The 22,117-nt window shown below is 71.7% G+C and carries 22 protein-coding genes; 9 read left to right on the forward strand and 13 right to left on the reverse strand.

Annotation, left to right across the window (positions count from 1 at the left end):
- The 4 genes from ACXJMZ_RS05215 (at position 1) to ACXJMZ_RS05230 (ending at position 2,807) form a co-directional block, all read left to right on the forward strand.
- On the forward strand, positions 1 to 1,497 hold the full coding sequence (locus ACXJMZ_RS05215) for an ATP-binding protein (protein WP_457028802.1): 1,497 nt from the start codon (positions 1 to 3) through the stop codon (positions 1,495 to 1,497).
- Positions 1,494 to 1,790 carry a hypothetical protein gene (locus tag ACXJMZ_RS05220; protein WP_457028803.1) on the forward strand — a complete coding sequence of 99 codons (297 nt, stop codon included), beginning with the start codon at positions 1,494 to 1,496 and terminating at the stop codon, positions 1,788 to 1,790. Before ACXJMZ_RS05215 ends, ACXJMZ_RS05220 begins: the two co-directional genes overlap by 4 nt.
- Positions 1,791 to 1,875: 85 nt before the next feature.
- Positions 1,876 to 2,439: a VanZ family protein gene (locus tag ACXJMZ_RS05225; protein ID WP_457028804.1), complete on the forward strand. Its 564-nt coding sequence runs from the start codon at positions 1,876 to 1,878 to the stop codon at positions 2,437 to 2,439.
- A gap of 185 nt (positions 2,440 to 2,624) precedes the next feature.
- Positions 2,625 to 2,807: a PspC domain-containing protein gene (locus ACXJMZ_RS05230; protein WP_057231113.1), complete on the forward strand. Its 183-nt coding sequence runs from the start codon at positions 2,625 to 2,627 to the stop codon at positions 2,805 to 2,807.
- 87 nt (positions 2,808 to 2,894) lie between these two features.
- Here the strand turns inward: ACXJMZ_RS05230 and ACXJMZ_RS05235 are convergent, their stop codons facing one another.
- From ACXJMZ_RS05235 to ACXJMZ_RS05250, 4 genes are all read right to left on the reverse strand, one after another.
- The gene (locus ACXJMZ_RS05235) at positions 2,895 to 3,362 is read right to left on the reverse strand and encodes a hypothetical protein (protein WP_457028805.1); all 468 of its coding nucleotides are present in this window, start codon (positions 3,360 to 3,362) and stop codon (positions 2,895 to 2,897) included.
- A 209-nt stretch (positions 3,363 to 3,571) separates the two neighbouring features.
- Complete coding sequence (locus tag ACXJMZ_RS05240) at positions 3,572 to 4,732, reverse strand: adenosine deaminase (RefSeq protein ID WP_057231117.1); 1,161 nt, start codon at positions 4,730 to 4,732, stop codon at positions 3,572 to 3,574.
- A 103-nt stretch (positions 4,733 to 4,835) separates the two neighbouring features.
- Positions 4,836 to 5,861 carry a GNAT family N-acetyltransferase gene (locus tag ACXJMZ_RS05245; protein ID WP_457028806.1) on the reverse strand — a complete coding sequence of 342 codons (1,026 nt, stop codon included), beginning with the start codon at positions 5,859 to 5,861 and terminating at the stop codon, positions 4,836 to 4,838.
- 37 nt (positions 5,862 to 5,898) lie between these two features.
- A complete protein-coding gene (locus ACXJMZ_RS05250; RefSeq protein ID WP_457028807.1) occupies positions 5,899 to 6,861 on the reverse strand; it encodes a polysaccharide deacetylase family protein in 963 nt (320 codons plus the stop codon).
- A gap of 245 nt (positions 6,862 to 7,106) precedes the next feature.
- Here ACXJMZ_RS05250 and ACXJMZ_RS05255 point away from each other — a divergent pair, with 245 nt between their 5' ends.
- Complete coding sequence (locus tag ACXJMZ_RS05255; protein ID WP_457028808.1) at positions 7,107 to 7,394, forward strand: hypothetical protein; 288 nt, start codon at positions 7,107 to 7,109, stop codon at positions 7,392 to 7,394.
- Positions 7,395 to 7,421: 27 nt separating this feature from the next.
- Here the strand turns inward: ACXJMZ_RS05255 and ACXJMZ_RS05260 are convergent, their stop codons facing one another.
- Positions 7,422 to 8,378, reverse strand: a complete 957-nt coding sequence (locus ACXJMZ_RS05260; RefSeq protein ID WP_457028809.1) for a LysR family transcriptional regulator — start codon at positions 8,376 to 8,378, stop codon at positions 7,422 to 7,424.
- A 64-nt stretch (positions 8,379 to 8,442) separates the two neighbouring features.
- On the opposite strand from ACXJMZ_RS05260, the gene ACXJMZ_RS05265 reads away from it, so the two are divergent.
- From ACXJMZ_RS05265 to ACXJMZ_RS05275, 3 genes are all read left to right on the forward strand, one after another.
- Positions 8,443 to 9,735, forward strand: coding sequence for an MFS transporter (locus ACXJMZ_RS05265; RefSeq protein ID WP_457028810.1), 1,293 nt, complete (start codon positions 8,443 to 8,445; stop codon positions 9,733 to 9,735).
- Positions 9,732 to 10,286 (forward strand): Uma2 family endonuclease, encoded by a 555-nt coding sequence (locus ACXJMZ_RS05270; protein ID WP_457028811.1) that lies wholly within the window; start codon positions 9,732 to 9,734, stop codon positions 10,284 to 10,286. The genes ACXJMZ_RS05265 and ACXJMZ_RS05270 overlap by 4 nt, the downstream gene beginning before the upstream one ends.
- Before the next feature lie 71 nt (positions 10,287 to 10,357).
- The gene (locus ACXJMZ_RS05275) at positions 10,358 to 10,579 is read left to right on the forward strand and encodes a hypothetical protein (RefSeq protein WP_457028812.1); all 222 of its coding nucleotides are present in this window, start codon (positions 10,358 to 10,360) and stop codon (positions 10,577 to 10,579) included.
- A 32-nt stretch (positions 10,580 to 10,611) separates the two neighbouring features.
- On the opposite strand, the gene ACXJMZ_RS05280 is transcribed toward ACXJMZ_RS05275, so the two are convergent.
- From ACXJMZ_RS05280 to ACXJMZ_RS05315, 8 genes are all read right to left on the reverse strand, one after another.
- Positions 10,612 to 11,889 (reverse strand): thymidine phosphorylase, encoded by a 1,278-nt coding sequence (locus ACXJMZ_RS05280; protein ID WP_457028813.1) that lies wholly within the window; start codon positions 11,887 to 11,889, stop codon positions 10,612 to 10,614.
- Positions 11,890 to 11,996: 107 nt separating this feature from the next.
- On the reverse strand, positions 11,997 to 12,392 hold the full coding sequence (locus tag ACXJMZ_RS05285; protein WP_457028814.1) for a cytidine deaminase: 396 nt from the start codon (positions 12,390 to 12,392) through the stop codon (positions 11,997 to 11,999).
- The gene (locus ACXJMZ_RS05290; RefSeq protein ID WP_457028815.1) at positions 12,389 to 13,657 is read right to left on the reverse strand and encodes an ABC transporter permease; all 1,269 of its coding nucleotides are present in this window, start codon (positions 13,655 to 13,657) and stop codon (positions 12,389 to 12,391) included. Before ACXJMZ_RS05290 ends, ACXJMZ_RS05285 begins: the two co-directional genes overlap by 4 nt.
- On the reverse strand, positions 13,654 to 14,805 hold the full coding sequence (locus ACXJMZ_RS05295; RefSeq protein WP_457028816.1) for an ABC transporter permease: 1,152 nt from the start codon (positions 14,803 to 14,805) through the stop codon (positions 13,654 to 13,656). The genes ACXJMZ_RS05290 and ACXJMZ_RS05295 overlap by 4 nt, the downstream gene beginning before the upstream one ends.
- A gap of 5 nt (positions 14,806 to 14,810) precedes the next feature.
- The gene (locus ACXJMZ_RS05300) at positions 14,811 to 16,382 is read right to left on the reverse strand and encodes an ABC transporter ATP-binding protein (RefSeq protein ID WP_457028974.1); all 1,572 of its coding nucleotides are present in this window, start codon (positions 16,380 to 16,382) and stop codon (positions 14,811 to 14,813) included.
- A 272-nt stretch (positions 16,383 to 16,654) separates the two neighbouring features.
- Positions 16,655 to 17,713: a BMP family lipoprotein gene (locus tag ACXJMZ_RS05305; protein WP_457028817.1), complete on the reverse strand. Its 1,059-nt coding sequence runs from the start codon at positions 17,711 to 17,713 to the stop codon at positions 16,655 to 16,657.
- 219 nt (positions 17,714 to 17,932) lie between these two features.
- A complete protein-coding gene (locus ACXJMZ_RS05310; RefSeq protein ID WP_457028818.1) occupies positions 17,933 to 19,183 on the reverse strand; it encodes an amidohydrolase in 1,251 nt (416 codons plus the stop codon).
- Positions 19,184 to 19,400: 217 nt separating this feature from the next.
- Positions 19,401 to 20,990: an acyl-CoA mutase large subunit family protein gene (locus ACXJMZ_RS05315; RefSeq protein ID WP_457028819.1), complete on the reverse strand. Its 1,590-nt coding sequence runs from the start codon at positions 20,988 to 20,990 to the stop codon at positions 19,401 to 19,403.
- Positions 20,991 to 21,222: 232 nt separating this feature from the next.
- Between ACXJMZ_RS05315 and ACXJMZ_RS05320 the strand changes: the two genes are divergently transcribed.
- Entirely contained in the window at positions 21,223 to 21,963 is a 741-nt protein-coding gene (locus ACXJMZ_RS05320; RefSeq protein ID WP_457028820.1) for an SDR family oxidoreductase, read from the forward strand.
- Positions 21,964 to 22,117: the final 154 nt, after the last annotated feature.

Genomic DNA, 22,117 nt, shown 5'->3' on the forward strand with positions numbered 1-22,117 from the left:
TTGACTGACCTCAAGATCCCGCCCCGTCCGCGCCCGGGGCGGGGGCGGCACCTGCGCTCGCTCCGGGTCCGGCTGATCGCGGTCTTCGCGGTGGTCGCGCTGACCACCGCGGTCTCCGCCTCCGGGATCGCGTACTGGCTGAACCGGGACGCGGTGCTCAAGCGCGCCCAGGACACCGCGCTGAACGACTTCCGGAACTCGCTGAGCCGGAACGTCTCTGCACTGCCGCTGGACCCGAGCTGCAACCAGCTGGCCTACCTGGCCTCCCAGGTGGCCAGTTCCGGGCTGAGCTACGAGGTGGTCGTGGTGGCCCCCGGGCTGCCCGACTGCGTGGCCTCCTCGGACCCGGCCAGGTTCACCGCGGCCCAGGTCCCGGCCTCGCTGCGCGGCACGGTGAACGACCCGCGCGAGGTCGGCCCGGGCAATCCGTACGCGTATCACCTCTACTGGCAGCGGGTGAACCTGCCCGGCCCGTACCTGGTCGGCGGCACCCGGGTGGTGCCGACCGGGCCGACGGCGTACATGTTCAAGTCGCTGGAGAACGAGCGGGCCGACCTGAACACCCTCGGCTGGTCGCTGGCGATCGCCACCCTGCTCGCGCTGATCGGCTCGGCGCTGATCGCGCAGGCCGCCGCCGCCACTGTGCTGCGGCCGGTGAAGCGGCTCGGCGAGGCGGCCAGGCAGCTCGGCGAAGGGCACCTGGACACCCGGCTCGAGGTCGAGGGTGCGGACGAACTGGCCGAGCTGGCACGGACGTTCAACCGGACCGCGGAGTCGCTCTCCGGCCAGGTGGCCGAGCTGAGCGCCCGGGAGGCGCAGAGTCGCCGGTTCGTCGCCGACATGTCGCACGAGCTGCGGACGCCGCTGACCGCGATGACCGCCGTGACCGACATCCTGGAGGACGAGGCGGAGTCGCTGGACCCGATGATCGCGCCGGCCGTCCGGCTGGTGGTGAGCGAGACCCGGCGGCTGTCCGACCTGGTGGAGAACCTGATGGAGGTGACCAGGTTCGACGCGGGCACCGCGAAGCTGGTCGCCGACGAGGTGGACATCGCCGATCTGATCATGTCCTGCATCGACGGCCGGGCCTGGTACGACGCGGTCGAGCTGGACGCCCCGCGCGGGGTGCTCGCGGTGGTCGACCCCCGGCGCCTGGACGTGGTCTTCGCCAACCTGATCGGCAACGCGCTCAAGCACGGCGGCTCGCCGGTCCGGGTGAAGGTCCGTCAGATCGACGAGACCGTGGTGGTCGAGGTCTCGGACAGCGGCCCCGGCATCCCGGAGGACGTGCTGCCGCACGTGTTCGACCGCTTCTACAAGGCCGACAAGGGCCGGGCCAGGTCCGAGGGCAGCGGGCTCGGCCTGTCGATCGCGATGGCCAACGCCCAGATCCACGGCGGCTCGATCACCGCGGCGAACGGCTCGACCGGCGCGGTCTTCACCCTCACCCTGCCGCTCACCCAGCCCGCGCCGATCTTCCAGGAGGGCCCGAAGTGACGCTACGTCGCCTGCTGACCGCGGCCCTGCTGGGCGCCGCGCTGACCACCGCCGCCGGGTGCGGCATCCGGCCGACGGCGGTGCCGGTGGACGCGGGCGCGCCCGCCAGCCGGACCGCCTGCCCGACCCCGGTACGGGTGCCGGAGGCGGCCGAGCCGACTCCGTCCCTGCCGAGCGCGCAGCCCACCCTGGCGCCCGTGCGGCCGACGCCGGGCGCGGTGTCGAAGTCGCCCGCGGTGCTGTTCAGCGCCTCGCCGGGCACCGCCTCGCCGAGCGCGACCGCCTGCCCCTGAGCGGCGCAGCTGCCCGGCGCACCCGTCCGGCCGTACCTGACAGCCGCCGGGAACCGTCCGCGCACGGGCTCGCGTCCCTGCCGGTGTGACGGACCAGGCGAACCCCTCGCAACCCGCGCCGGAGGTGTCGCCCCGGCTGCGGCTGCTGGGCATCCTGTGGCTGACCGGCTACCTGGGCCTGATCGGGTGGCTGATCCTGCGGCCGCTCGCGGTCGGCTGGACCTCACCGGCCAACCTGACGCCGTTCGCCTCGGTGCGGCTGGCCTTCTCCGTCGGCAGCCTGGACGGCCTGCTCCGACTGGCCGGCGGACTGCTGCCGCTGGCGCCGCTGGGTGTCCTGCTACCGCTGGCCGGCGGCCGGCTGCGGGTCGGCTGGCTGCCCTCGCTGCTGCGGACGGCGGGCTGCGCGGCGCTGATCGCCACCGGCCTGGAGATCCTCAAGGGCTGGGCGCCCGGACACGTGCTGAACGTGGACGACATCGTGCTCGGCGTACTCGGCGTGGCCGCCTGCCACCTTGTGGTCGTCCCGTTCACCCGGTCCCGCCTGGTCGAGCGCTCCGGCCCCCGCCCGGTCCGCGGCCGGGCCCCCTACCGGCTGCCCGCTCCACTCAACACCCTCACCGCACGCGGCAGTTCCCCCCAGCGCTGAGCTCTCCGCGGCAGGGAGCGTCAGGGTTACCCCGAGGACGACCCTGAGCTGCGGATACCTCGGAGCGGTGAGGAATCCAGGGGCCTGGATCGGCATCAGGGCGGAGGATTTCGCGGGGCGCGGCGCCGACGATGGATACATGCCCACCGGAGAGACCGGCCCGGGCGACGTAACCGGAGCTGACCATGAGCGCACTTGCCCGCCCCCGACACCACCGCGTCATCGCCGGCGTCTGCGCCGGGATCGCCAAGCGCTTCGGACTCGCCCCCTGGACGGTCCGGATCATCTTCCTGGCTTCCTGCCTGCTGCCCGGCCCGCAGTTCCTGATCTACCTGGCGCTCTGGCTGATCCTCCCTCAGGAGCCGTGACCCAGCCGTCCCGCAAGCCCGAAGGGCCGCCTCCCCCGCCGCGTGCGGGAAGGCGGCCCTCAGGCCGTCCGGTGTTTGGGGGGTGGGTCAGCCACCCAGGCCCGGCAGGCCGCCACCACCCGGGAGACCGCCGCCGAGCGCACCGGTCACGGTGCTGACGCCGGGCGCCTGGGTCAGGCCCTCGGCGCCGGGCACCGGGAGCGGCAGGCCGCGCGGGGTGGTGGCCTCGGCGACCGGGGCGGTCGCGCCGTCGGTCATCGGGGCGGTCTGCTCGGTGACCGGCGCGGTCATCGGCTGGGCGGACTCCGGGGCCTGCGCCACCGGTCCTGCGACGTCCGGGTTGAGGTTGCCGACCGCCTCGGTCACCGGCGCGGTGGCGGGCAGCTGGCTGACGGTGCTGGTGGCCGCTCCGGTCAGCGCACCGGAGTGGGCGAGCGCTCCGGTCGGGAGACCGAGCCCACCGGGCGTGGCGGCGGAGGCGGAACCGGCAGCCGCAGCCGCGAGCGCAACGCCGAGCGCAGCGGTCCCGGCAGCCTTCAGAGTGGCCTGCTTCATGAGTTGGTCCTCGTGTCCTCGTCGGTGGCCGACGTCGCGGGCGGGCATCCGAGAAGGCCCACCGCTACGCCGTGTCAGCTCTGACTGGCACACCGTAGTGACAACGTCGCGCACAGATCAAAGGCGAGTAACTCACTTGGCTGAATAGTCAGATGAGCGCATGGCCACGGCGAAGGCCACGCGCTCATCCGTCACCAGGTCGGCTACCGTCAGGCGCCGACGCCCGCACCCGCGCTGAACAGCCACTCCGCCTTCAGCTCGGCATAGCCGGGCTTGATCACATCGTTGATCATCGCCAGCCGCTCGTCGAACGGCAGGAACGCGGACTTCATCGCGTTCACCGTGAACCACTCCATGTCGCCCAGGGTGTAGCCGAAGGCGTCCACCAGGTGGCCGAACTCCTGGCTCATGCTGGTGCCGCTCATCAGCCGGTTGTCGGTGTTCACGGTGACCCGGAACTTGAGCCGGCTGAGCAGGCCGATCGGGTGCTCGGCGTACGAAGTCGCCGCCGCAGTCTGCAGGTTGGAGGTCGGGCACATCTCCAGCGGGACCCGCTTGTCCCGCACGTACGCGGCCAGCCGGCCGAGCTCGACGCTGCCGTCCTCGTTGACCGTGATGTCGTCGATGATCCGGACGCCGTGGCCGAGCCGGTCGGCGCCGCAGCACTGCAGGGCCTCCCAGATCGACGGCAGGCCGAAGGCCTCGCCGGCGTGGATGGTGAAGTGGTTGTTCTCGCCCTTGAGGTAGTCGAAGGCGCCCTGGTGCCGGGTGGGCGGGTGGCCCGCCTCGGCGCCGGCGATGTCGAAGCCGACCACGCCGTGGTCCCGGAAGCGGTTGGCGAGTTCGGCGATCTCCTGCGAGCGGGCGGCGTGCCGCATCGCGGTGAGCAGGGTGCCGACCCGGATCCGGTGGCCCTTGGCGCGGGCGTTGGCCTCGCCGAGCCGGAAGCCCTCGTTCACCGCCTCGACCACCTGATCGAGGGTCAGGCCCTGCTCCAGGTGCTGCTCCGGGGCGTACCGGACCTCGGCGTAGACCACGCCGTCGGCGGCCAGGTCCTCGGCGCAGTCGGCGGCGACCCTGACCAGCGCGTCGCGGGTCTGCATCACGGCGCAGGTGTGCGCGAAGGTCTCCAGGTACCGGACCAGCGAGCCGGAGTCGGCCGCCTCCCGGAACCAGAGGCCGAGCTTGGCCGGGTCGGTGGTGGGGAGACCCTCGTAACCGCAGGCCGCGGCCAGCTCGACGATGGTCTCCGGGCGCAGCCCGCCGTCGAGGTGGTCGTGCAGGAGCACCTTCGGGGCGCGGGCGATCTGGGCGGCGTCGGGGATGCGGGGGCCTGTGGTGCCCGCGGTAACAGGGATCTGCTTCTCCATTGCGGGAGTGTAGCCCCTACGCGCGTAGATTCACCATGCGGTTGCTCACTTTCCATCGTTGGAGAGCACCTCGTTGGGCCGGTCGGCCCTTCGGCGGGCCCGGTCAGCCCTTCACCCGGTACTTGAGCCCGAGCAGCGCGCCGGACAGCCCGTGCGGGACCAGCCAGCTCTGGTCCGCGCGGTCGGCCGCGTCGAACCGGTACTTGTACGACTCGGTGCCGCGCAGGAAGTCGAAGGTGGTCAACTTCCGCTCCGCGCAAGCCCGGACGGCCTCGGCGATGATCGCGGTGCCGAGCCGCAGCGGCGCCCAGGCCGGGTCCCAGCCGATCTGGTAGTAGGCGAAGGTGTCGCCCCAGAGGAAGCCGTACAGCCCGCCGACCACCTCGCCCTCGTGCTCGGCCAGCAGGAAGGCAGGCCCGGCGGACGGCCGCGCGCGCTCCAGCAGCCGGGTGTGCAGCGGCAGCCGCTGCTCGTCGAAGGTGGTGCCCCGGCCCAGCGCGTCCCGGCGGAGCCGGTGCAGCCGCACCACGGTGTCCAGCAGCCCGGGCCCGGCCTCGCCGGGCGGCACCCAGCGGAAGGTCACCCCGGCGGCGGCCAGCTTGCGCCCGTACCGCCGCAGGTCGGCCCGGAACTGCCGGGAGCCGAGCGACTCGAGGCCCCCGGTCAGGTCGGCCCGGGGGCAGGACTGCCGGGACACCTCGCGCCGGGTGGCCGGCAGCAGCTCGCCGAGCAGCGGATCCACGTCCGGGAACCAGAGCGTCTCGCGCCGGGCCAGCTCGGTCAGCCAGCCCCGGACCTCGTCCGCCCGGCCCGGCCGGACCGCGAACCCGCCGTGGTCGGCGGCGCCCGGTCCGGCGCCGAGCACCGTCCGGCAGCCGACCGTGAACGGGAGCCTCGGGTGCAGCCGGAGCCTGGTCCGGCACAGCGGCACCACGGCCTCCACCGCGCCGTCCCGGCCCCGCCAGACCGCGATCTCGGCCGGGCCGCGCCGACCCAGCGTCTCCCACCAGGACAGCACCCAGTCGGGGGTCAGGAACCACGACCCGCGCTCCGCCAGCTCTGCCACCAACTCCCGCCAGCCGTCCACCAGTTCCGGCGTCAGCTGCTCAGGCGTGTACCGCTCGACCATGTCCGCTCCCCACCCCGCCCGGCCCCGCCACACTGTTTCAGCAGCCGCCACGGAGTCGGTGCACGGCCGGGTGCAGCCCCGAGAGGATTGTGTCGAACCGGGCCCGGCTGGTGTCGGAGTTCACCCGAAGTCGGCTGATCCGCAACGGATGTGGCGGCAGCAGCGCGTCCTGCCGGTGGTCGAAGAGGAAGCCGAGCCGGTAGCCCAGCTCGCGCAGCACCGTGTCGGCCCCGGCGTCGAAGTTCCCGTTGGGGTAGGCGAACGCGGTCGGCGCCACGCCCAGCCAGCCGGTCAGCAGGCGGTGCGCCTGCTCGATCTCGGTGCGCACCACGCCCGGCTCGCACCGGTCGAGGCAGGGATGCCCGAGGGTGTGGTTGCCGATCGTCACCCCGGCGGCGACCAGGTCCAGCAGCTCCAGCGCGGAGAGCTGCTGCTGACGGGCCGCCGGCCGGGCCGCGGTGGCCCGCAACTCCTCGATGGCAGCGCACCGTTCGGCGTCCGGAAGAAGCTTGAGGCGGCCCACCACCGCAGCCGCCGGAACACCGGACAGCGCACCGGCGGTGCCGCCCGAGGCGGCCAGCCCGGCCGCCTCGCGCCACCAGAACGGCTGGTCCCCGTCGACGAGTCCGGCCACCACGAAGGCGGCGGCCGGCACCCCGAGCCGGGCCAGCACCGGCAGCCCCCGGGTGAGCAGCGTACGGTCGCCGTCGTCGAAGGTGACCAGCACGCTGCGCGGCGGCAGCGGACGCCCTTCGGTGACGGCCCGCTCGACGGTGCCGAGCGAGACGGGGGTGGCGCCCCTGGTCAGCCGCTCCAGCTGGGCGGTGAAGCTCGGCAGGTCGTCCACCCCGTGATAGGCGAGCACGGAGAGCCGCTGCGCGGCCCGGGCCCGGAAGAACGGCTGGAGCGGCGAGCGCCTCAGCATCCGGTCCAACCGCCCCCGCCGGGCCTCACCCGGCGCACCGCCGTCGACGCGCGCGGCCGTGTCCTGCTCCGACACGATTCCCCCTGGTTCGATCCTTGCAGCCGTGCCTGCAGTCCCCCCATCAATATCCCTCAATTTGGTAAAGAGCGGTATAAGTTCGGGAAGTTGGCCCGCTCCTGGCCGGATACCGACACCCCTGCTGAGGTGTGCGGCACCGTGGCGCAGCGGAAGCCCCGCCCCTTCCGCCGGGGGGGGCGACTGGCTAGGCTCTGCCCGGCTCTCCGCCCGGAGGCCCGCCCCCGCTGCCCCGAGGAACCCACGTGTCCAAGCTGTCCCGCACCGGCGAGCCGAAAGCACCCCGGAAGAACCCGTTCGAAGGGCTCGCCCCCTGGCAGAAGGCACTGTCGATCCTGCCGATGGGGCTCCTCATCGTGGGCGGCGCGATCGGCGGCGCGCTGGGGGCGGGTGCGCTCTTCCTCAACACCTCGATCGCCCGGAAGCCGCTCGCCACCCCGGTGAAGGCGCTGGCCATGGTCGGCGTCACGCTCGGCGCGACCCTCGCCTACCTGATCATCAAGGGCCTGCTGACCTCGGCACTCAACCGCTGACCAGCGGCGCCCTGCTCGGCCCGGCGCTCAGTCGTGGTCGAGCAGGCGGCCCCGGCGGGACAGCACGAAGTCCCGGAAGGCCGCCACCGGCGGGGTGAGCGGACGGCCCGTCACCCAGGCCAGGCCGATCGCCCGGCGGGTGCGGGGTGAGGTGACCTCCAGCTCCACCACGCCTGGCCGGGGCACCAGGGCCGGGGGCAGCAGGGCCACCCCGAGCCCGGCCGCGACCAGCCCGCGCAGGGTCTCCGCCTCCTCCCCCTCGAACGCGATCCGCGGCGCGAAGCCCGCCTCCGCGCAGAAGCCGTCGGTGATCACCCGCAGGCCGTACCCCTCCTCGACCGCGACGAACGGCTCCTCCGCCACCTCCGCCAGCCTGATCCGGCGCCGCCCGGCCAGCCGGTGGTCGGCCGGGACGGCCAGGTGCAGCCGCTGCTCGTCCAGCGGACGGGTCGTCAGGTCAGGGTCGTCCGGCAGCGGTGAGACCAGGCAGAGATCCAGCTCCCCCGACCGCAGCCGCTCCAGCATCGCCGCCACGTAGTCCTGCACCAGCTGGAACCGGACCTGCGGATGCCCCACCCGGAAGCCGCGCAGCAGCGCCGGGACGGCATCCGACCCCATCGTGTGCAGAAAGCCGAACGCCACCCGGCCGACCGCCGGATCGGCCTCCGCCCTGGCCGCCTCCGCCCCGCGCTCCAGCTCGGCCAGCGCCCGCTCGACCGAACCGAGCAGCATCCGCCCGGCCCGGGTCAGCCGCACCGTCCGCCCCTGACGGGCCAGCAGCTGCACCCCGAGCTCCGCCTCCAGCCGGGCCACCGAGCGGGACAGGGTCGGCTGCGGCATCCCGAGCAGCTGGGCCGCCTGGGTCACGTGCTCCAGCCGGGCCACCGCCGCGAACTGTGCCAACTGCGGGGCGAGCAGCGCGAGATCGGTCTCCGGGCCGAGGTCGGCCAGGGTCGGCGGCGGTGAGCTGCTCTCATGCGACATGGCATGAATTATCGACGAATCATGCATTGGACGCATCAGTGACCTGCCCCCTAACTTCACTTCCATGCCGCCTGCCAGTACCGGGGCATCCGCAGCCGAGCTGCCGGGTGCCCTCTCCTCGCCGTCCCCTGCCGCCACTTCGGTCGCCTCCGCCGACACCAGGCACCGCCCCGGTGACCGCGCCTTCCGGCGCGCGAACCTGGCGCTGTTCGCCGCCGGGATCGCCACCTTCGTCCTGCTGTACTCCACCCAGGGCCTGCTGCCGCTGCTCTCCGCCGACCTCGGCCTGACGCCCGGTCAGGCCAGCTGGACCGCCTCGGCGGCCACCCTCGGCCTCGCCCTGGCGCTGCTCCCGGCCAGCGCGCTGTCCGACCGGTACGGGCGGACGGCGGTGATGACCGCCTCGATGCTGGCCGCCGCCGGGATCGCCCTGCTCCTGCCGTTCGCGCCGAACCTCACCACCCTGGTGGTCCTCCGCGCCGTCCAGGGCGCCGCCCTCGCCGGGCTGCCCGCCACCGCGATGGCATACCTGGCCGAGGAGATCCACCCGAGCGCACTGGCCTCCGCGATGGGCCTGTACGTCGCGGGCAACAGCATCGGCGGCATGGGCGGCCGACTCGCCTCCGGCTGGGCGGGCGCCGCCTGGGGCTGGCGCTGGGGCCTGGCCGTCTCGGCCGTCCTCGCCCTGACCGCCGCCCTCGCCTTCCGCCTGCTGATCCCCGCCGCCCGGCAGTTCCGGCGCACCCCGCTGGACGCCCGCGCGCTGGCCCGCACCGTCACCGGCCATCTGCGCAACCCGCTGCTGCTCCGGCTCTACGGGCTCGGCCTGCTCTTCATGGCCGTCTTCGGCGCGGTCTACAACACCGTCGGCTACCGACTGGTCGCCGCCCCGTTCGACCTCCCCGAGTCGGTGGCCGCCTCGGTCTTCGTGGTCTACCTGGTCGGCACCCTCTCCTCGGCCGGCGCCGGCCGCCTGGTCGGCCGCCTCGGCCGCCGCGGCACCCTCTACGTCGCCATCGGCACCACCACCGCCGGCCTGCTGCTCTCGCTCTCCGACACCCTGGCCGGCATCCTGCTCGGCCTGACCCTGATCACCGCCGGCTTCTTCGCCGGCCACGCCACCGCCTCCTCCTCGGTCGGCCGCACCGCCACCGAGGGCCGTGCCCAGGCCTCCGCCCTCTACCTGATCGCCTACTACCTCGGCAACAGCCTCGGCGGCACCCTCGGCGCCGACGCCTACCACTCCACCGGCTGGCCCGGCACCGCCACCGTCGGCCTCACCGCGATGACCCTGGCCGCAGGCGTCACCCTCTACGCCACCCGCAAGGCCATGGCCGTCCGTACACTCCGGGCATGAGCCGCACCCCGACCGCGTACGCCCGGCTTCGCGAGATCGCCGACCAGCTTCCGACGGTGCCCGGAATCGGCAGGACGGAGATCGCGAACGGCGTGATCGTCATGACGCTGCCACCGGTCATGCGCCACGAGCTCGCAGTGCTCCGGATCGCCCGACAGCTCAACTCCCAGCTCCCCGGCACACACCCCGGCCACATCGCCCTCCCCGGCGCCGACCTGGAGGACCCCGGACTCGGCAGGCTGCGCTGTCCGGATCTGATGGTCTTCGCGGAGAAGTCGCTGGAAGGCACCATGCCGGCGTTGCTTCCCCAAGAGGTGCTGCTGGTGGTCGAGATCGTCTCCAAGTCCAACCCCGAGAACGACTACGAGAACAAGGTCCACGACTACGCGGCCATGGGCATCCCGCATTACCTCCTGGTGGACCCCCGCGACGGCACCGGCCTCGTGCACTCCCAGCCCGGCTACGCCTCCCGGGAGAAGTTCGTGTTCGGCGACACCGTCGCCGTCGGCCCCTGGTCGATCGACACCGGCGGACTGCTCACCTACGCCTGAGCGACGCATCCGATCGGGCCGTCGCGGGTAGGCAACAGGTGCCGCAGCCCCGAGAGTTGGGATCGCCCGCCATGCGCAGGGACCAGGACAAGACCGCCGAGCTGGACGCGTTCATCGGCTTCGCCGCCGGGCTGCTCACCGCCCTGGTGACCGCGCTGGCCCTGGCCGGGCTCGCCGAACTGCTCACGGTCGGGCCCGGCTGGCACCAGGTCGGGTACGGGCTGATCGCGGCGGCCGGGCTGACCGGCGCGGTGGCCGCCTACCTGCGGCTGCGCACCCGCCGGGCGCCCTGACGCCCGCTCACCAGGCGTCAGGGCGGGACTGGTTACGCGATCCGGTCGAGCACGATCGGGTTCGGGGTGAAGGAGGTGCCCTCCGGGGCGATGGTGACGCCGCCGGCCAGGGCCTCGATCGCGTAGTCGTAGCGCTCGGGGGTGTCGGTGTGCAGGGTCAGCAGCGGCTGACCCGCCGTCACCCGGTCGCCCGGCTTGGCGTGCATCTCGACGCCCGCGCCGGCCTGCACCGGGTCCTCCTTGCGGGCCCGGCCGGCGCCCAGGCGCCAGGCGCAGACGCCGACCGCGTAGGCGTCCAGGCCGGTCAGCACGCCGGTGGCGGAGGCGGTGATCACGTGCTGCTCGCGGGCGACCGGGAGCGGGGCGTCCACGTCGCCGCCCTGGGCGGAGATCATCCGGCGCCAGTGGTCCATCGCGGAGCCGTCCCGCAGCGCGTCGGCCGGGTCCTTGCCGTGCACGCCGGCCGCCGCGAGCATCTCGCGGGCCAGCGCCAGGGTCAGCTCGACCACGTCGGCGGGGCCGCCGCCGGCCAGCACCTCGACCGACTCCCGGACCTCCAGCGCGTTGCCGGCGGTGAGGCCGAGCGGGGTGGACATGTCGGTGAGCAGCGCGACGGTGTTGACCCCGGCGGCGGTGCCCAGGCCGACCATGGTGCGGGCCAGCTCCTGGGCGTCGGCCAGGTTCTTCATGAAGGCGCCGGAGCCGACCTTCACATCGAGGACCAGCGCACCGGTCCCCTCGGCGATCTTCTTGGACATGATCGAGGAGGCGATCAGCGGGATCGCCTCGACCGTGCCGGTCACGTCGCGCAGGGCGTAGAGCTTCTTGTCGGCCGGGGCCAGGCCGTCACCGGCGGCGCAGATCACCGCTCCGGCGTCGCGCAGCACCGACATCATCTCCTCGTTGGAGAGCAGCGCCCGCCAGCCGGGGATGGACTCCAGCTTGTCCAGGGTGCCGCCGGTGTGGCCGAGGCCACGGCCGGAGAGCTGCGGGACGGCCGCGCCGCAGGCGGCGACCAGCGGGGCCAGCGGGAGGGTGATCTTGTCGCCGACGCCGCCGGTGGAGTGCTTGTCGGAGGTCGGGACGCCGAGCGCGGAGAAGTCCATCCGGACGCCGGAGCGGATCATCGCGTCGGTCCAGCGGCTGATCTCGCGCAGGTTCATGCCGTTCAGCAGGATCGCCATGGCCAGCGCGGACATCTGCTCGTCGGCGACCTCGCCACGGGTGTAGGCGTCGATCACCCAGTCGATCTGAGGGTCGGTCAGCTCGCCGCGGTCGCGCTTGGTCCTGATGACGGAGGGGGCGTCCATGAGGGTTCTCCAGAAGGTGCGAAGAAGAAGTTCGAAGAAGAAATGCGAAGAGTGCCGCAGGGGAGCTGATCCCCCGCGACACTCTACGCGCGTAACTAAAGAGGTAGCTAGAGCCGCTCCGGCCCGAACGCGTCCGGCAGGACCTCGCTCATCGGCCGCACTCCGGACGGCAGCTCGACCAGCAGCGACGGTCCGCCGTGCTCGTACAGCAGCTGGCGGCAGCGCCCGCACGGCATCAGCAGCTCGCCCGCGCCGTCCACACAGGTGAAGGCGACCAGCCGGCCACCGCCGCTCGCGTGCAGCGCCGAGACCAGCCCGCACTCGGCGCACAGCGCGAGGCCGTACGAGGCGTTCTCCACGTTGCAGCCGGTGACCACCCGCCCGTCGTCCACCAGGGCCGCGGCGCCGACCGGGAACTTGCTGTACGGGGCGTACGCATGCCCCATCGCGTCCCGGGCGGCGGTCCGCAGCTGTTCCCAGTCGACCGACCGATCGGTCGTCACTTGCCCTGCCCGCGGCGGTAGATCTGGCCGTCGGCCTTCGGCATCCGCAGTCGCTGCGAGGCCAGCGCGAGCACCACCAGGGTGACCACGTACGGGGTGGCCACGATCAGCGCGCGCGGCACCGTGTCGGTGGTGGCGAACCAGGCCGCCAGACCGGCGGCGACCACGAAGCTGATCGCGGCACCCCTGAACTGACGCCGGTACAGCTTCCAGAGCGCCAGCAGCACCATCGCGATGGAGACCGTCAGCAGCAGCACGTGCACCGAGTCGGGGTCGCGCAGCTGGAGGCTGTCGGTGAAGCCGAACAGGCCGGCACCCATCGCCAGACCACCCGGCATCCAGTTGCCGAAGATCATCGCGGCCAGACCGATGAAGCCTCGGCCCTGGGTCATGCCGTCCTTGTAGAAGTGCGCCGCGACCAGCGACAGGTACGCACCGGCCAGACCGGCGAACGCGCCCGAGGCGATCACCGCGAGGTACTTGTACTTGTAGACGTTGACGCCCAGCGACTCGGCCGCGGTCGGGTTCTCACCGCAGGAGCGCAGCCGCAGGCCGAAGACCGTCCGCCAGAGCAGGAAGTAGCTGGCCACCAGGAACACGGCGGCGATCACCACGACCACCGAGAGGTTGGAGACCATGCCGCCGAGGATGCCCGCGACGTCGGAGACCAGGAACCAGTGGTGCGCCTCGATCGTGTCCAGCCAGTCGGCCAGGCCGGGGATGGTGATGTACGGCAGCGGGTCGGCCGGCGGGGACTGGTTCGCCCCGGCGCCGAAGGCCACGTAGTCGCGGAAGTAGATCCGGTTGACGTAGGCACAGATGCCGGGGATCAGCAGGTTGATGCCGACACCGGAGACGATGTGGTCGACGCCGAAGGTGACGGTGACCAGCGCGTGCAGCAGACCGCCGAGCGCGCCGCCCGCCATACCGGCGAGCAGGCCGACCCAGGGGTTGACCAGGTAACCGGCCCAGGCGCCGCAGAAGGTGCCGGCGACCATCATGCCTTCGAGGCCGATGTTGACCACACCGGCCCGCTCGGCCCAGAGACCGCCGAGACCGGCCATCGCGATCGGCACCGAGGCGCCGAGCGCGGCCGTGATCTGCCCGGAGGAGGTCAGGCCGTGGTTGCCGGTGGCCGCGCCGACGGCGGAGAACAGCAGCAAGGCTCCGGCGATCAGCAGCAGCACGACCGGGACGGTCAGCTTGCCCTTCTTGGCGGGCGAACTGCCCGGCGACTTCGGCCGGGCGACAGTGGCGGTACTCATGCGGCCACCTCCTTCTTGGCAGCGGCGGCCTGAGCGGCCAGCTCGGCGCCGACCTTCTGCTGCTGGCGCTTGAGGCCGTAGCGGCGGACCAGCTCGTAGGCGACGACGACACAGATGACGATGGTGCCCTGCATGACGTTGACGATCTCCTGCGGGTAGCCACCCTGGAGCGGCAACTGAGTACCCGCCACGTCGAGGAAGGCGAACAGCAGCGCCGAGAAGGCGATGCCGATCGGCGAGTTGCGGCCGAGCAGGGCGACCGAGATGCCGATGAAGCCCAGACCCGGCTGGATGTTCTGCCCGAAGTAGTAGGAGCTCGTCATCAGCTCGGGCAGGCCGATCAGGCCGGCGATCCCGCCGGAGACCACCATCGAGGTGATCACCATGCGCTTGACGTTCACGCCCGAGGCGGTGGCGGCGCTCTCCGAGCGGCCGGTGGCGCGCAGGTCGAAGCCGAACCGGGTCCGGCTCAGGGTGAACTGGAAGAGGACGCCGACCAGGATCGCGATCACGACGAAGCCCCAGAGGGTGCCACCGGCGGTCTCGACGGTGAAGAAGTGGCTGGAGGCCGAGATCGGCTCGGTCTGGATCGCGTTGGTGGCGGTGCCCTTGTCCGGGGCGAAGACGCCCGGCACCAGCAGCAGACCGACCACGGCGGTCGCGATGGCGTTCAGCATGATGGTCGAGATGACCTCGCTGACGCCCCGGTAGACCTTGAGCAGACCGGCGATGCTCGCCCACATGCCACCGACCAGCATCGCGGTCACCAGCAGCAGCGGGACCTGCAGGACGGCCGGCAGGTCGACCTGGCTGCCGACGAAGGCGGCGAACAGCACGCCCAGCTTGTACTGGCCGTCGACGCCGATGTTGAAGAGGTTCATCCGGAAGGCGAACGCGGCGGCGGCACCGGCCAGGTAGTAGACGGTGGCCCGGTTGAGGGTCAGCACCTGGCCGTCGGAGGCGGTCCCGTAGGAGAACATCACGTCGAACGCCTTGAACGGCTCCTTACCGGAGACCGCCAGCAGAACGGCGCAGATCACCACCGAGAGCAGCACGGCCAGCACGGGGGCGGCCAGGCCGAGCACGATCTTCTCGGTGTCGAACCGCTTCTTGTCCGCCGGCTTGGCGGCGGATTTGGGACTGGTCATGTGGGTTACTCCCCCGCCTGCGCGTCGGTGGCGGTGTCGTCGGTGGACTCGGCCTCGGTGCCCTCGGCCACGATCACCTGGAACTCGGCGACCGCCTCCGGAGCCGACTCGATGTGGCCGGCGGCCGCACCCGTCATCGCGGTGCCCAGGTCCTCGGCCGTCACGGTGGCCGGGTCGGCGTCCGCGACCAGGCGGCCGCGGTAGATCACCCGGATGGTGTCGGAGAGGCCGATCAGCTCGTCCAGGTCGGCGGAGATCAGCAGCACCGCCAGGCCCTCGCGCTGGGCGACCCGGATCTGCTCCCAGATCTGCGCCTGCGCGCCGACGTCCACACCACGGGTGGGGTGCGAGGCGATCAGCAGCTTGGGGTGGTGGCTCATCTCGCGGCCGATGATCAGCTTCTGCTGGTTGCCACCGGAGAGCGAGGCGGCGGTGACCTCGATGCCGGGGGTACGGACGTCGTACTCCTCGACGATCCGCCGGGTGTCCTTGCGGGCCCCGGCCGGGTCCAGCAGCATCCCCTTGGAGTTCGGCGCCTCGGTGACGTGACCGAGCATCCGGTTCTCCCAGAGCGGAGCCTCCAGCAGCAGGCCGTGCTTGTGCCGGTCCTCGGGGATGTAGCCGATGCCGGCCTCGCGGCGGGCCCGGGTCAGCGTGCCGGTCAGGTCGACGCCGTCCAGCGTGACGATGCCACCGTCCAGCGGCAGCATGCCCATGATGGCCTCGACCAGCTCGGCCTGGCCGTTGCCCTCGACACCGGCGATGCCGAGGATCTCGCCCTTGCGGATCCGCAGCGAGATGTCGTCCAGCACCACGCGCTCGATGCCCTCGGCGTCCGCCTTGGCGATCCGCAGGGTGTCGACCCTGAGCATCTCGGTCTCGGTGACGGTCGACTCGCGGCTCTCCGGGGAGGGCAGCTCGGCGCCGACCATCAGCTCGGCCAGCTGACGGGCGGTCACGGTGCGCGGGTCGGCGTCGCCGACCGTGGTGCCGCGGCGGATCACGCTGATCGCGTCGGCCACCGAGAGCACCTCGTGCAGCTTGTGCGAGATGAAGATGACGGTGACGCCCTCGGACTTGAGGTCCCGGAGGTTCGCGAATAGCGCGTCCACCTCCTGCGGCACCAGCACGGCGGTGGGCTCGTCCAGGATGAGGATCCGGGCGCCCCGGTAGAGCACCTTGAGGATCTCCACGCGCTGGCGGTCCGCCACGCCGAGGTCCTCGACCAGGGCGTCCGGGCGGATGCCCAGGCCGTACTGGTCGGAGATCTCGCGGATCTTCGCCTTGGCCTTGGCTCCTATTCCGTAGAGCTTCTCGCCGCCCAGGACGACGTTCTCCCACACCGTCAGGTAGTCGGCCAGCATGAAGTGCTGGTGCACCATGCCGATGCCGCGCGCGATGGCGTCCCCGGGAGTGTTGAACTCGACCTGCTCGCCGTTGATGGCGATGGTGCCCTCGTCCGGCTTCTGCATGCCGTAGAGGATCTTCATCAGGGTCGACTTGCCGGCGCCGTTCTCACCCATCAGGGCGTGCACGGTGCCGGGAGCCACGGTGATGTCGATGTCGTGGTTGGCCACGACACCGGGGAAGCGCTTGGTGATGCCGCGCAGTTCGACGGCCGGTGTCGCCGTCCCCGCGCTGGGGTTGCCGCCCGTGGGGGTCGGGGCGGGTTCGGAAGCGGTGATGGCGATCTCCTGGTGGTCACAGGGCGCGTCGTTGCGCTGGAGAAGGCTTGGGGGAATAGGAGGAGCCCGGTGGCGTGCGTCGTGCGCACCCCGCCGGGCCCCGCCCTGATGCTGTGTCAATCATGCGCGCTGACCGCGAAGGTCAGCGGCAGGCTGAGCAAGTGTCAGCTGGTGGTGGTCGGGATCTTGGTGGCGCCCGAGGTGATCGCCGTGGTGGCGTCGTCCAGCTTCTTCTGGATGTCGGAGATGAAGCCGCCGGTGGTGGCCAGCGACACGCCCTTCTCCTTCAGGTCGAAGTTCTTGGCGCCCGTGATCGGGGTGCCCTTCTTGACCGAGTCGATGTACGAGAACACCGCGGTGTCGACGTTCTTCACCATCGAGGTGAGGATGCGGTCCTTGTACTTGGCCAGGGCCGGCTGGGCGGCCTGGTCCGAGTCGACGCCGATGGCCCACTTCTTGGCGTTGAAGACGGCCTCGATGGCGCCGTTGCCGGAGGAGCCGGCGGCGGAGTAGATGACATCCGCGCCCTTGTCGAGCTGGCCCTGCGCGGCGTCCTTGCCCTTGCCCGGGTCGTTGAAGCCCGAGAAGTCCGGCGGGGTGGTGAGGTAGGTGGTCTCGATCTTGATGTCCGGGGTGACCGACTTGGCGCCCGCGACGTAACCGGCCTCGAACTTCTTGATCAGCTCGGACTGCACGCCACCGATGAAGCCGATGTGCTTCGCGGTGCTCTTCGAGGCGGCGGCGACGCCGGCCAGGTACGAGCCCTCCTGCTCCGAGAAGGTCAGCGAGGTGACGTTGGTCGGCTGGGTGGAGGAGCCGGAGTCGATGATCGCGAACTTGACGTTCGGGTTCTCCTTGGCGACCTTCTCGACGGCGGCCTGGTAGACGAAGCCGACCGCGATGACCGGGTTGTAGCCGCTGGTCACCAGGGACTTGAGGCGGGTCTCCTTGTCGGCCTCGGCCTCACCGGTCTTGGCCTCGGCCTCGGTGACCTGCACACCGAGGTCGGCCTTGGCCTTGTCCAGGCCGCGGGCGGCGGAGTCGTTGAACGACTGGTCGCCACGGCCGCCGATGTCGTACGCCATGCCGACCTTGATGCCGGAGGCGCCGGCGGCCGGGGAGGCGGTGTTGCTGTCGGTGCTCTTTGCGCCGCAAGCGGCGAGCGAGGCGATGCCCAGGGAACCCGAGAGCACAACCGCGGCGAGCTTCATTGAACGGCGCAAGGGAGTATCTCCTTCTCACACACCCGTATGGCGTGGTCGAGCGCCACCGTAACGCGCGTAGAACACGGTTGTGTTACGGGCCGGAAGGGCATTCGGGTTGTTATCAAAACGTGGTCCTATGTCGGGACAAACCAGACATATGACCAAGCTTGCCACACCTGAATGTCACTACTCCCTGGTAGTACGCCGCCACTCTACGCCGACCTCGGCCTGCGGGTCTCAGACTCGGCCGTACTCCAGCGCGAGGGCTGCGAACAGTTCGACGCCGATCGCGATCGCCCGCTCGTCCACGTCGAAACGCCCCTGGTGCAGGTCGCGGACCGTGCTGTCGTGCGGGCTCCTGACACCCAGCCGGGCCAGGGCGCCGGGCGCGTGCTCCAGGTACCAGGAGAAGTCCTCGCCGCCGAGGCTCTGCTCGGTGTCCTCGACCACCGGGCCCGCCCCGGCCGCGAAGCGGCCGGTCATCGCCGCCTCGAACTGGCTGATCGAGGCGTGCTCGTTCACCACCGGCGGCACGCCCCGGTGGTAGTCGACCGTCCACTTGGCCCGGTAGAGCTCGGCCAGCTTGGCGGTCAGCTCGTGCAGCGCGTCCGGCGCCTCGCGCCAGCCGGCCAGCTCCAGGCAGCGGACGGTGCCCTCCAGCTCGGCGTGCTGCGGGATCACGTTGGAGGCCGAGCCGGAGGCGATCCGGCCCCAGACCAGGCTGACGCCCCAGCGCGGGTCCATCCGGCGGGCCAGCGCGGGCGGCAGGTCGGAGGCCAGCCGGGCGACCGCGGTGATCAGATCGGTCGTCAGATGCGGGCGGGCGGTGTGGCCGCCGGGCCCGTCCAGGTGCAGCACCAGCCGGTCGCAGGCCGAGGTGATCGCGCCGACCTTGAGGCCGATCCGGCCCACCTGGACCTTCGGGTCGCAGTGCACCGCGAAGATCCGGCCCACGTCGGCCATCCCGCCGGCCTCGATGACGTCCAGCGCACCACCGGGCATCACCTCCTCGGCGGGCTGGAAGATCAGCCGCACCGGCTGCTTCAGCTCCCCCGCCCGGGCCGCCTGGGCCAGCACCAGCGCAGTGCCGAGCACCACCGAGGTGTGCACGTCGTGGCCGCAGGCGTGCGCCCGGCCGGGCAGCGTGGAGCGGTACGGGGCCTCGGTCTTGGCGTCGTCGATCGGCAGCGCGTCGATGTCCGCCCGGAAGGCCAGGAACGGGGTACCGGGCTTGCAGTCGGCCGGCACGATGTCGACCGTCATCCCAGTGCCGCCCGGCAGCAGCCTCGGCGAGAGCCCGGCGGCCAGCAGCCGCTCGCGGAGCAGCCGGGTGGTGCGGAACTCCTGCCGCCCCAACTCCGGGTGCCGGTGCAGGTCACGGCGGAAGGCGATCAACTCCGCCTGGTAGGCCCGTACCCGTGCCCGCAGGTCCGAGCCGGGGCGGGCGGGGGTGAGAGTGGCCTGAGCGGCGGGCTGAGGATCGTTCACCTCAACAAGACTAGGCCGGTGGTGGGGTTTTGGCCCGACTTCCGCCGAACTGGTCCCCGGATGGGTGCATACCGGCCCTGCAGCTGGGTATGACATACCGTTTCATCCGCCTTCCGGTGCTCGCTGGTCTGTGCAACGAGCGGTCGGGGGGCAGGACACGGCGCGGGGCCCGAGGCGTGCGCCCCGGACCCCGTCGACGTACCGGACTGACGTCCGCTCAGAACCGGTCGACCGGGACGTAGGTGCCCCAGATCTCCCGCAGCGCGTTGCAGACCTCACCGACGGTGGCCCGGGCGGCCAGCGCCTCCTTCATCGGGTAGAGCACGTTGTCGCTGCCCTCGGCCGCCTTGCGGAGTGCGGTCAGCGAGCGGTCCACCGCCGAACTGTCGCGCTCCGCACGGAGCCTGGCCAGCCGCTCGGCCTGCTGGGCCTCGATCGCCGGGTCCACCCGGAGCGGCTCGTACGGGTCCTCGGTGTCCAGCTGGAAGCGGTTGACGCCGACCACGGTGCGCTCGCCGGAGTCCTGCTCCTGCTGGATCCGGTAGGCGGTCCGCTCGATCTCGCCCTTCTGGTAACCCTGCTCGATGGCGGCCACCGAACCGCCCATCTCCTCCACCTTGTGCATCAGTTCCAGCGCGGCGGCCTCGACCTCGTCGGTCATCTGCTCGACCACGTAGGAGCCGGCGAACGGGTCCACCGTGGCGGTGATGTCGGTCTCGTACGCCAGCACCTGCTGGGTGCGCAGCGCCAGCCGGGCGGACTTCTCGGTGGGCAGTGCGATGGCCTCGTCGAAGCTGTTGGTGTGCAGCGACTGGGTGCCGCCGAAGACCGCCGCGAGCGCCTGGACCGAGACCCGAACCAGGTTCACCTCGGGCTGCTGGGCCGTGAGTTGGACCCCGGCGGTCTGGGTGTGGAAGCGCAGCATCAGCGACTTCGGGTTCTTCGCGTGGAACTCCTCGCGCATCACGCGGGCCCAGATCCGGCGCGCGGCACGGAACTTGGCGACCTCTTCGAGCAGCGTGGTGCGGGAGACGAAGAAGAACGAGAGCCGGGGGGCGAAGTCGTCCACGTCCATCCCGGCCGCGACCGCGGTGCGGACGTACTCGATGCCGTTGGCCAGCGTGAAGGCGATCTCCTGCGCGGGGTTCGCCCCGGCCTCGGCCATGTGGTAGCCGGAGATCGAGATGGTGTTCCACTTCGGGATCTCGGCCCGGCAGTACTGGAACACGTCGGCGATCAGCCGCAAGCTGGGCTTCGGCGGGAAGATGTACGTGCCGCGCGCGATGTACTCCTTCAGCACGTCGTTCTGGATCGTGCCGGTCAGCTGGTTGGAGGCCACCCCCTGGGCCTCGCCGACCAGTTGGTACATCAGCAGCAGCAGCGATCCCGGCGCGTTGATGGTCATCGAGGTGGAGACCTCGCCCAGCGGGATGCCGCCGAACAGCACGTTCATGTCGTCGACGCTGTCGATCGCCACGCCGACCTTACCGACCTCGCCGGCCGAGATCGGGGCGTCCGAGTCGTAGCCCATCTGGGTCGGCAGGTCGAAGGCGACCGAGAGGCCCATGGTGCCGTTGGCGATCAGCTGCTTGTACCGGGCGTTGGACTCGGCCGCGGTGCCGAAGCCCGCGTACTGACGCATCGTCCAGGGCCGGCCGGTGTACATCGAGGGGTAGACACCACGGGTGTACGGGTACTCGCCGGGCCGGCCGAGCTTGGCCTCCGGCCTCCAGCCGGCGAGGGTCTCCGGACCGTACAGCGGCTCGATCGGGAGGCCCGACTCGGTGCGACGGGGCTCGGCTGCCATGGGGGGTCCTCCGCAGGGTGAGGGATGCGGTGAGTGAATGCTGATTAACGTCAGCTGGAGCTACGCAATGTAGTCGGCCACGGTCCGGAGCGGACAGATGCCACGGCTGGGACCTTGCTCACAGGCCGCATCCGGCCCGACACTCCCCGCCCCGGCCGGTGCCACCCGCCCGGGGCGCGGACCTGCCGTTTGCGATGATCGGCGGCAACGACCGAACAACTGGGGAGTGGAAATGACCGAGCGGAAGGTGGCCGTGGTCACCGGTGCGAGCAGTGGCATCGGCGCGGCGACGGCGCGGCGGCTGGCGGCGGACGGCTTCGAGGTGGTCGTCACGGCCCGCCGGACCGAGCGGATCGAGGCGCTGGCCAAGGAGATCGGCGGCCGGGCCTTCACCGTCGACGTGACCGACCGGGCCGCGGTGGACGCGTTCGCGGCCGAGGTCGGCCCCGTCGACGTGCTGGTCAACAACGCGGGCGGCGCGATCGGCGCCGAGAGCGTCGAGGCGGCCGACCCGGCCGACTGGCTGGCGATGTACCAGGTGAACGTACTCGGCGTGCTGCACGTGACCCAGGCCCTGCTGCCCGCCCTGCGGGCGAGTGGTGACGGCACGGTCCTGGTGCTCAGCTCGACCGCCGCGCTGGCCGCGTACGAGGGCGGCGGCGGGTACGTGGCCGCCAAGACCGCCGCGCACACCATCGCGGCCACCCTGCGGCTGGAGCTGTGCGGCGAGCCGATCCGGGTGATCGAGATCGCCCCCGGCATGGTGAAGTCCGAGGGCTTCGCGGTCACCCGCTTCCGGGGCGACGAGGAGAAGGCGGCGGCGGTCTACGCGGGCGTGGCCGAACCGCTCAGCTCCGAGGACGTCGCCGACACCGTCTCCTGGGCGGTCACCCGGCCGCCGCACGTCAACATCGACCTGCTGGTGGTCCGGCCGCGCGCCCAGGCGGCCAACCACAAGGTGTACCGGGGCTGACCTCGACCCGGCGTCGGGGTGGCCGGGCGGGCCGGCCACCTCAACGAACATGACAACGTTACGACTTGATAGCTCGTTCGAGTGAATTCGGTATGACCCTTCCTCAATTGACGAACCCTCAACTACCGTGGTGCCGCTGCCCGGGCGGTCCACA

Source organism: Kitasatospora sp. P5_F3, assembly GCF_054049135.1.

Excerpts from the sequence above, each read along its gene's own strand:
- ACXJMZ_RS05320 (WP_457028820.1), top strand. The coding sequence starts at position 21,223 with ATGACCGAGCGGAAGGTGGCCGTGGTCACCGGTGCGAGCAGTGGCATC.
- ACXJMZ_RS05290 (WP_457028815.1), bottom strand. The coding sequence starts at position 13,657 with ATGAGTACCGCCACTGTCGCCCGGCCGAAGTCGCCGGGCAGTTCGCCC.
- ACXJMZ_RS05265 (WP_457028810.1), top strand. The coding sequence starts at position 8,443 with ATGCCGCCTGCCAGTACCGGGGCATCCGCAGCCGAGCTGCCGGGTGCC.
- ACXJMZ_RS05275 (WP_457028812.1), top strand. The coding sequence starts at position 10,358 with ATGCGCAGGGACCAGGACAAGACCGCCGAGCTGGACGCGTTCATCGGC.
- ACXJMZ_RS05270 (WP_457028811.1), top strand. The coding sequence starts at position 9,732 with ATGAGCCGCACCCCGACCGCGTACGCCCGGCTTCGCGAGATCGCCGAC.
- ACXJMZ_RS05315 (WP_457028819.1), bottom strand. The coding sequence starts at position 20,990 with ATGGCAGCCGAGCCCCGTCGCACCGAGTCGGGCCTCCCGATCGAGCCG.
- ACXJMZ_RS05240 (WP_057231117.1), bottom strand. The coding sequence starts at position 4,732 with ATGGAGAAGCAGATCCCTGTTACCGCGGGCACCACAGGCCCCCGCATC.
- ACXJMZ_RS05295 (WP_457028816.1), bottom strand. The coding sequence starts at position 14,805 with ATGACCAGTCCCAAATCCGCCGCCAAGCCGGCGGACAAGAAGCGGTTC.
- ACXJMZ_RS05260 (WP_457028809.1), bottom strand. The coding sequence starts at position 8,378 with ATGTCGCATGAGAGCAGCTCACCGCCGCCGACCCTGGCCGACCTCGGC.
- ACXJMZ_RS05245 (WP_457028806.1), bottom strand. The coding sequence starts at position 5,861 with ATGGTCGAGCGGTACACGCCTGAGCAGCTGACGCCGGAACTGGTGGAC.
- ACXJMZ_RS05235 (WP_457028805.1), bottom strand. The coding sequence starts at position 3,362 with ATGAAGCAGGCCACTCTGAAGGCTGCCGGGACCGCTGCGCTCGGCGTT.
- ACXJMZ_RS05230 (WP_057231113.1), top strand. The coding sequence starts at position 2,625 with ATGAGCGCACTTGCCCGCCCCCGACACCACCGCGTCATCGCCGGCGTC.
- ACXJMZ_RS05280 (WP_457028813.1), bottom strand. The coding sequence starts at position 11,889 with ATGGACGCCCCCTCCGTCATCAGGACCAAGCGCGACCGCGGCGAGCTG.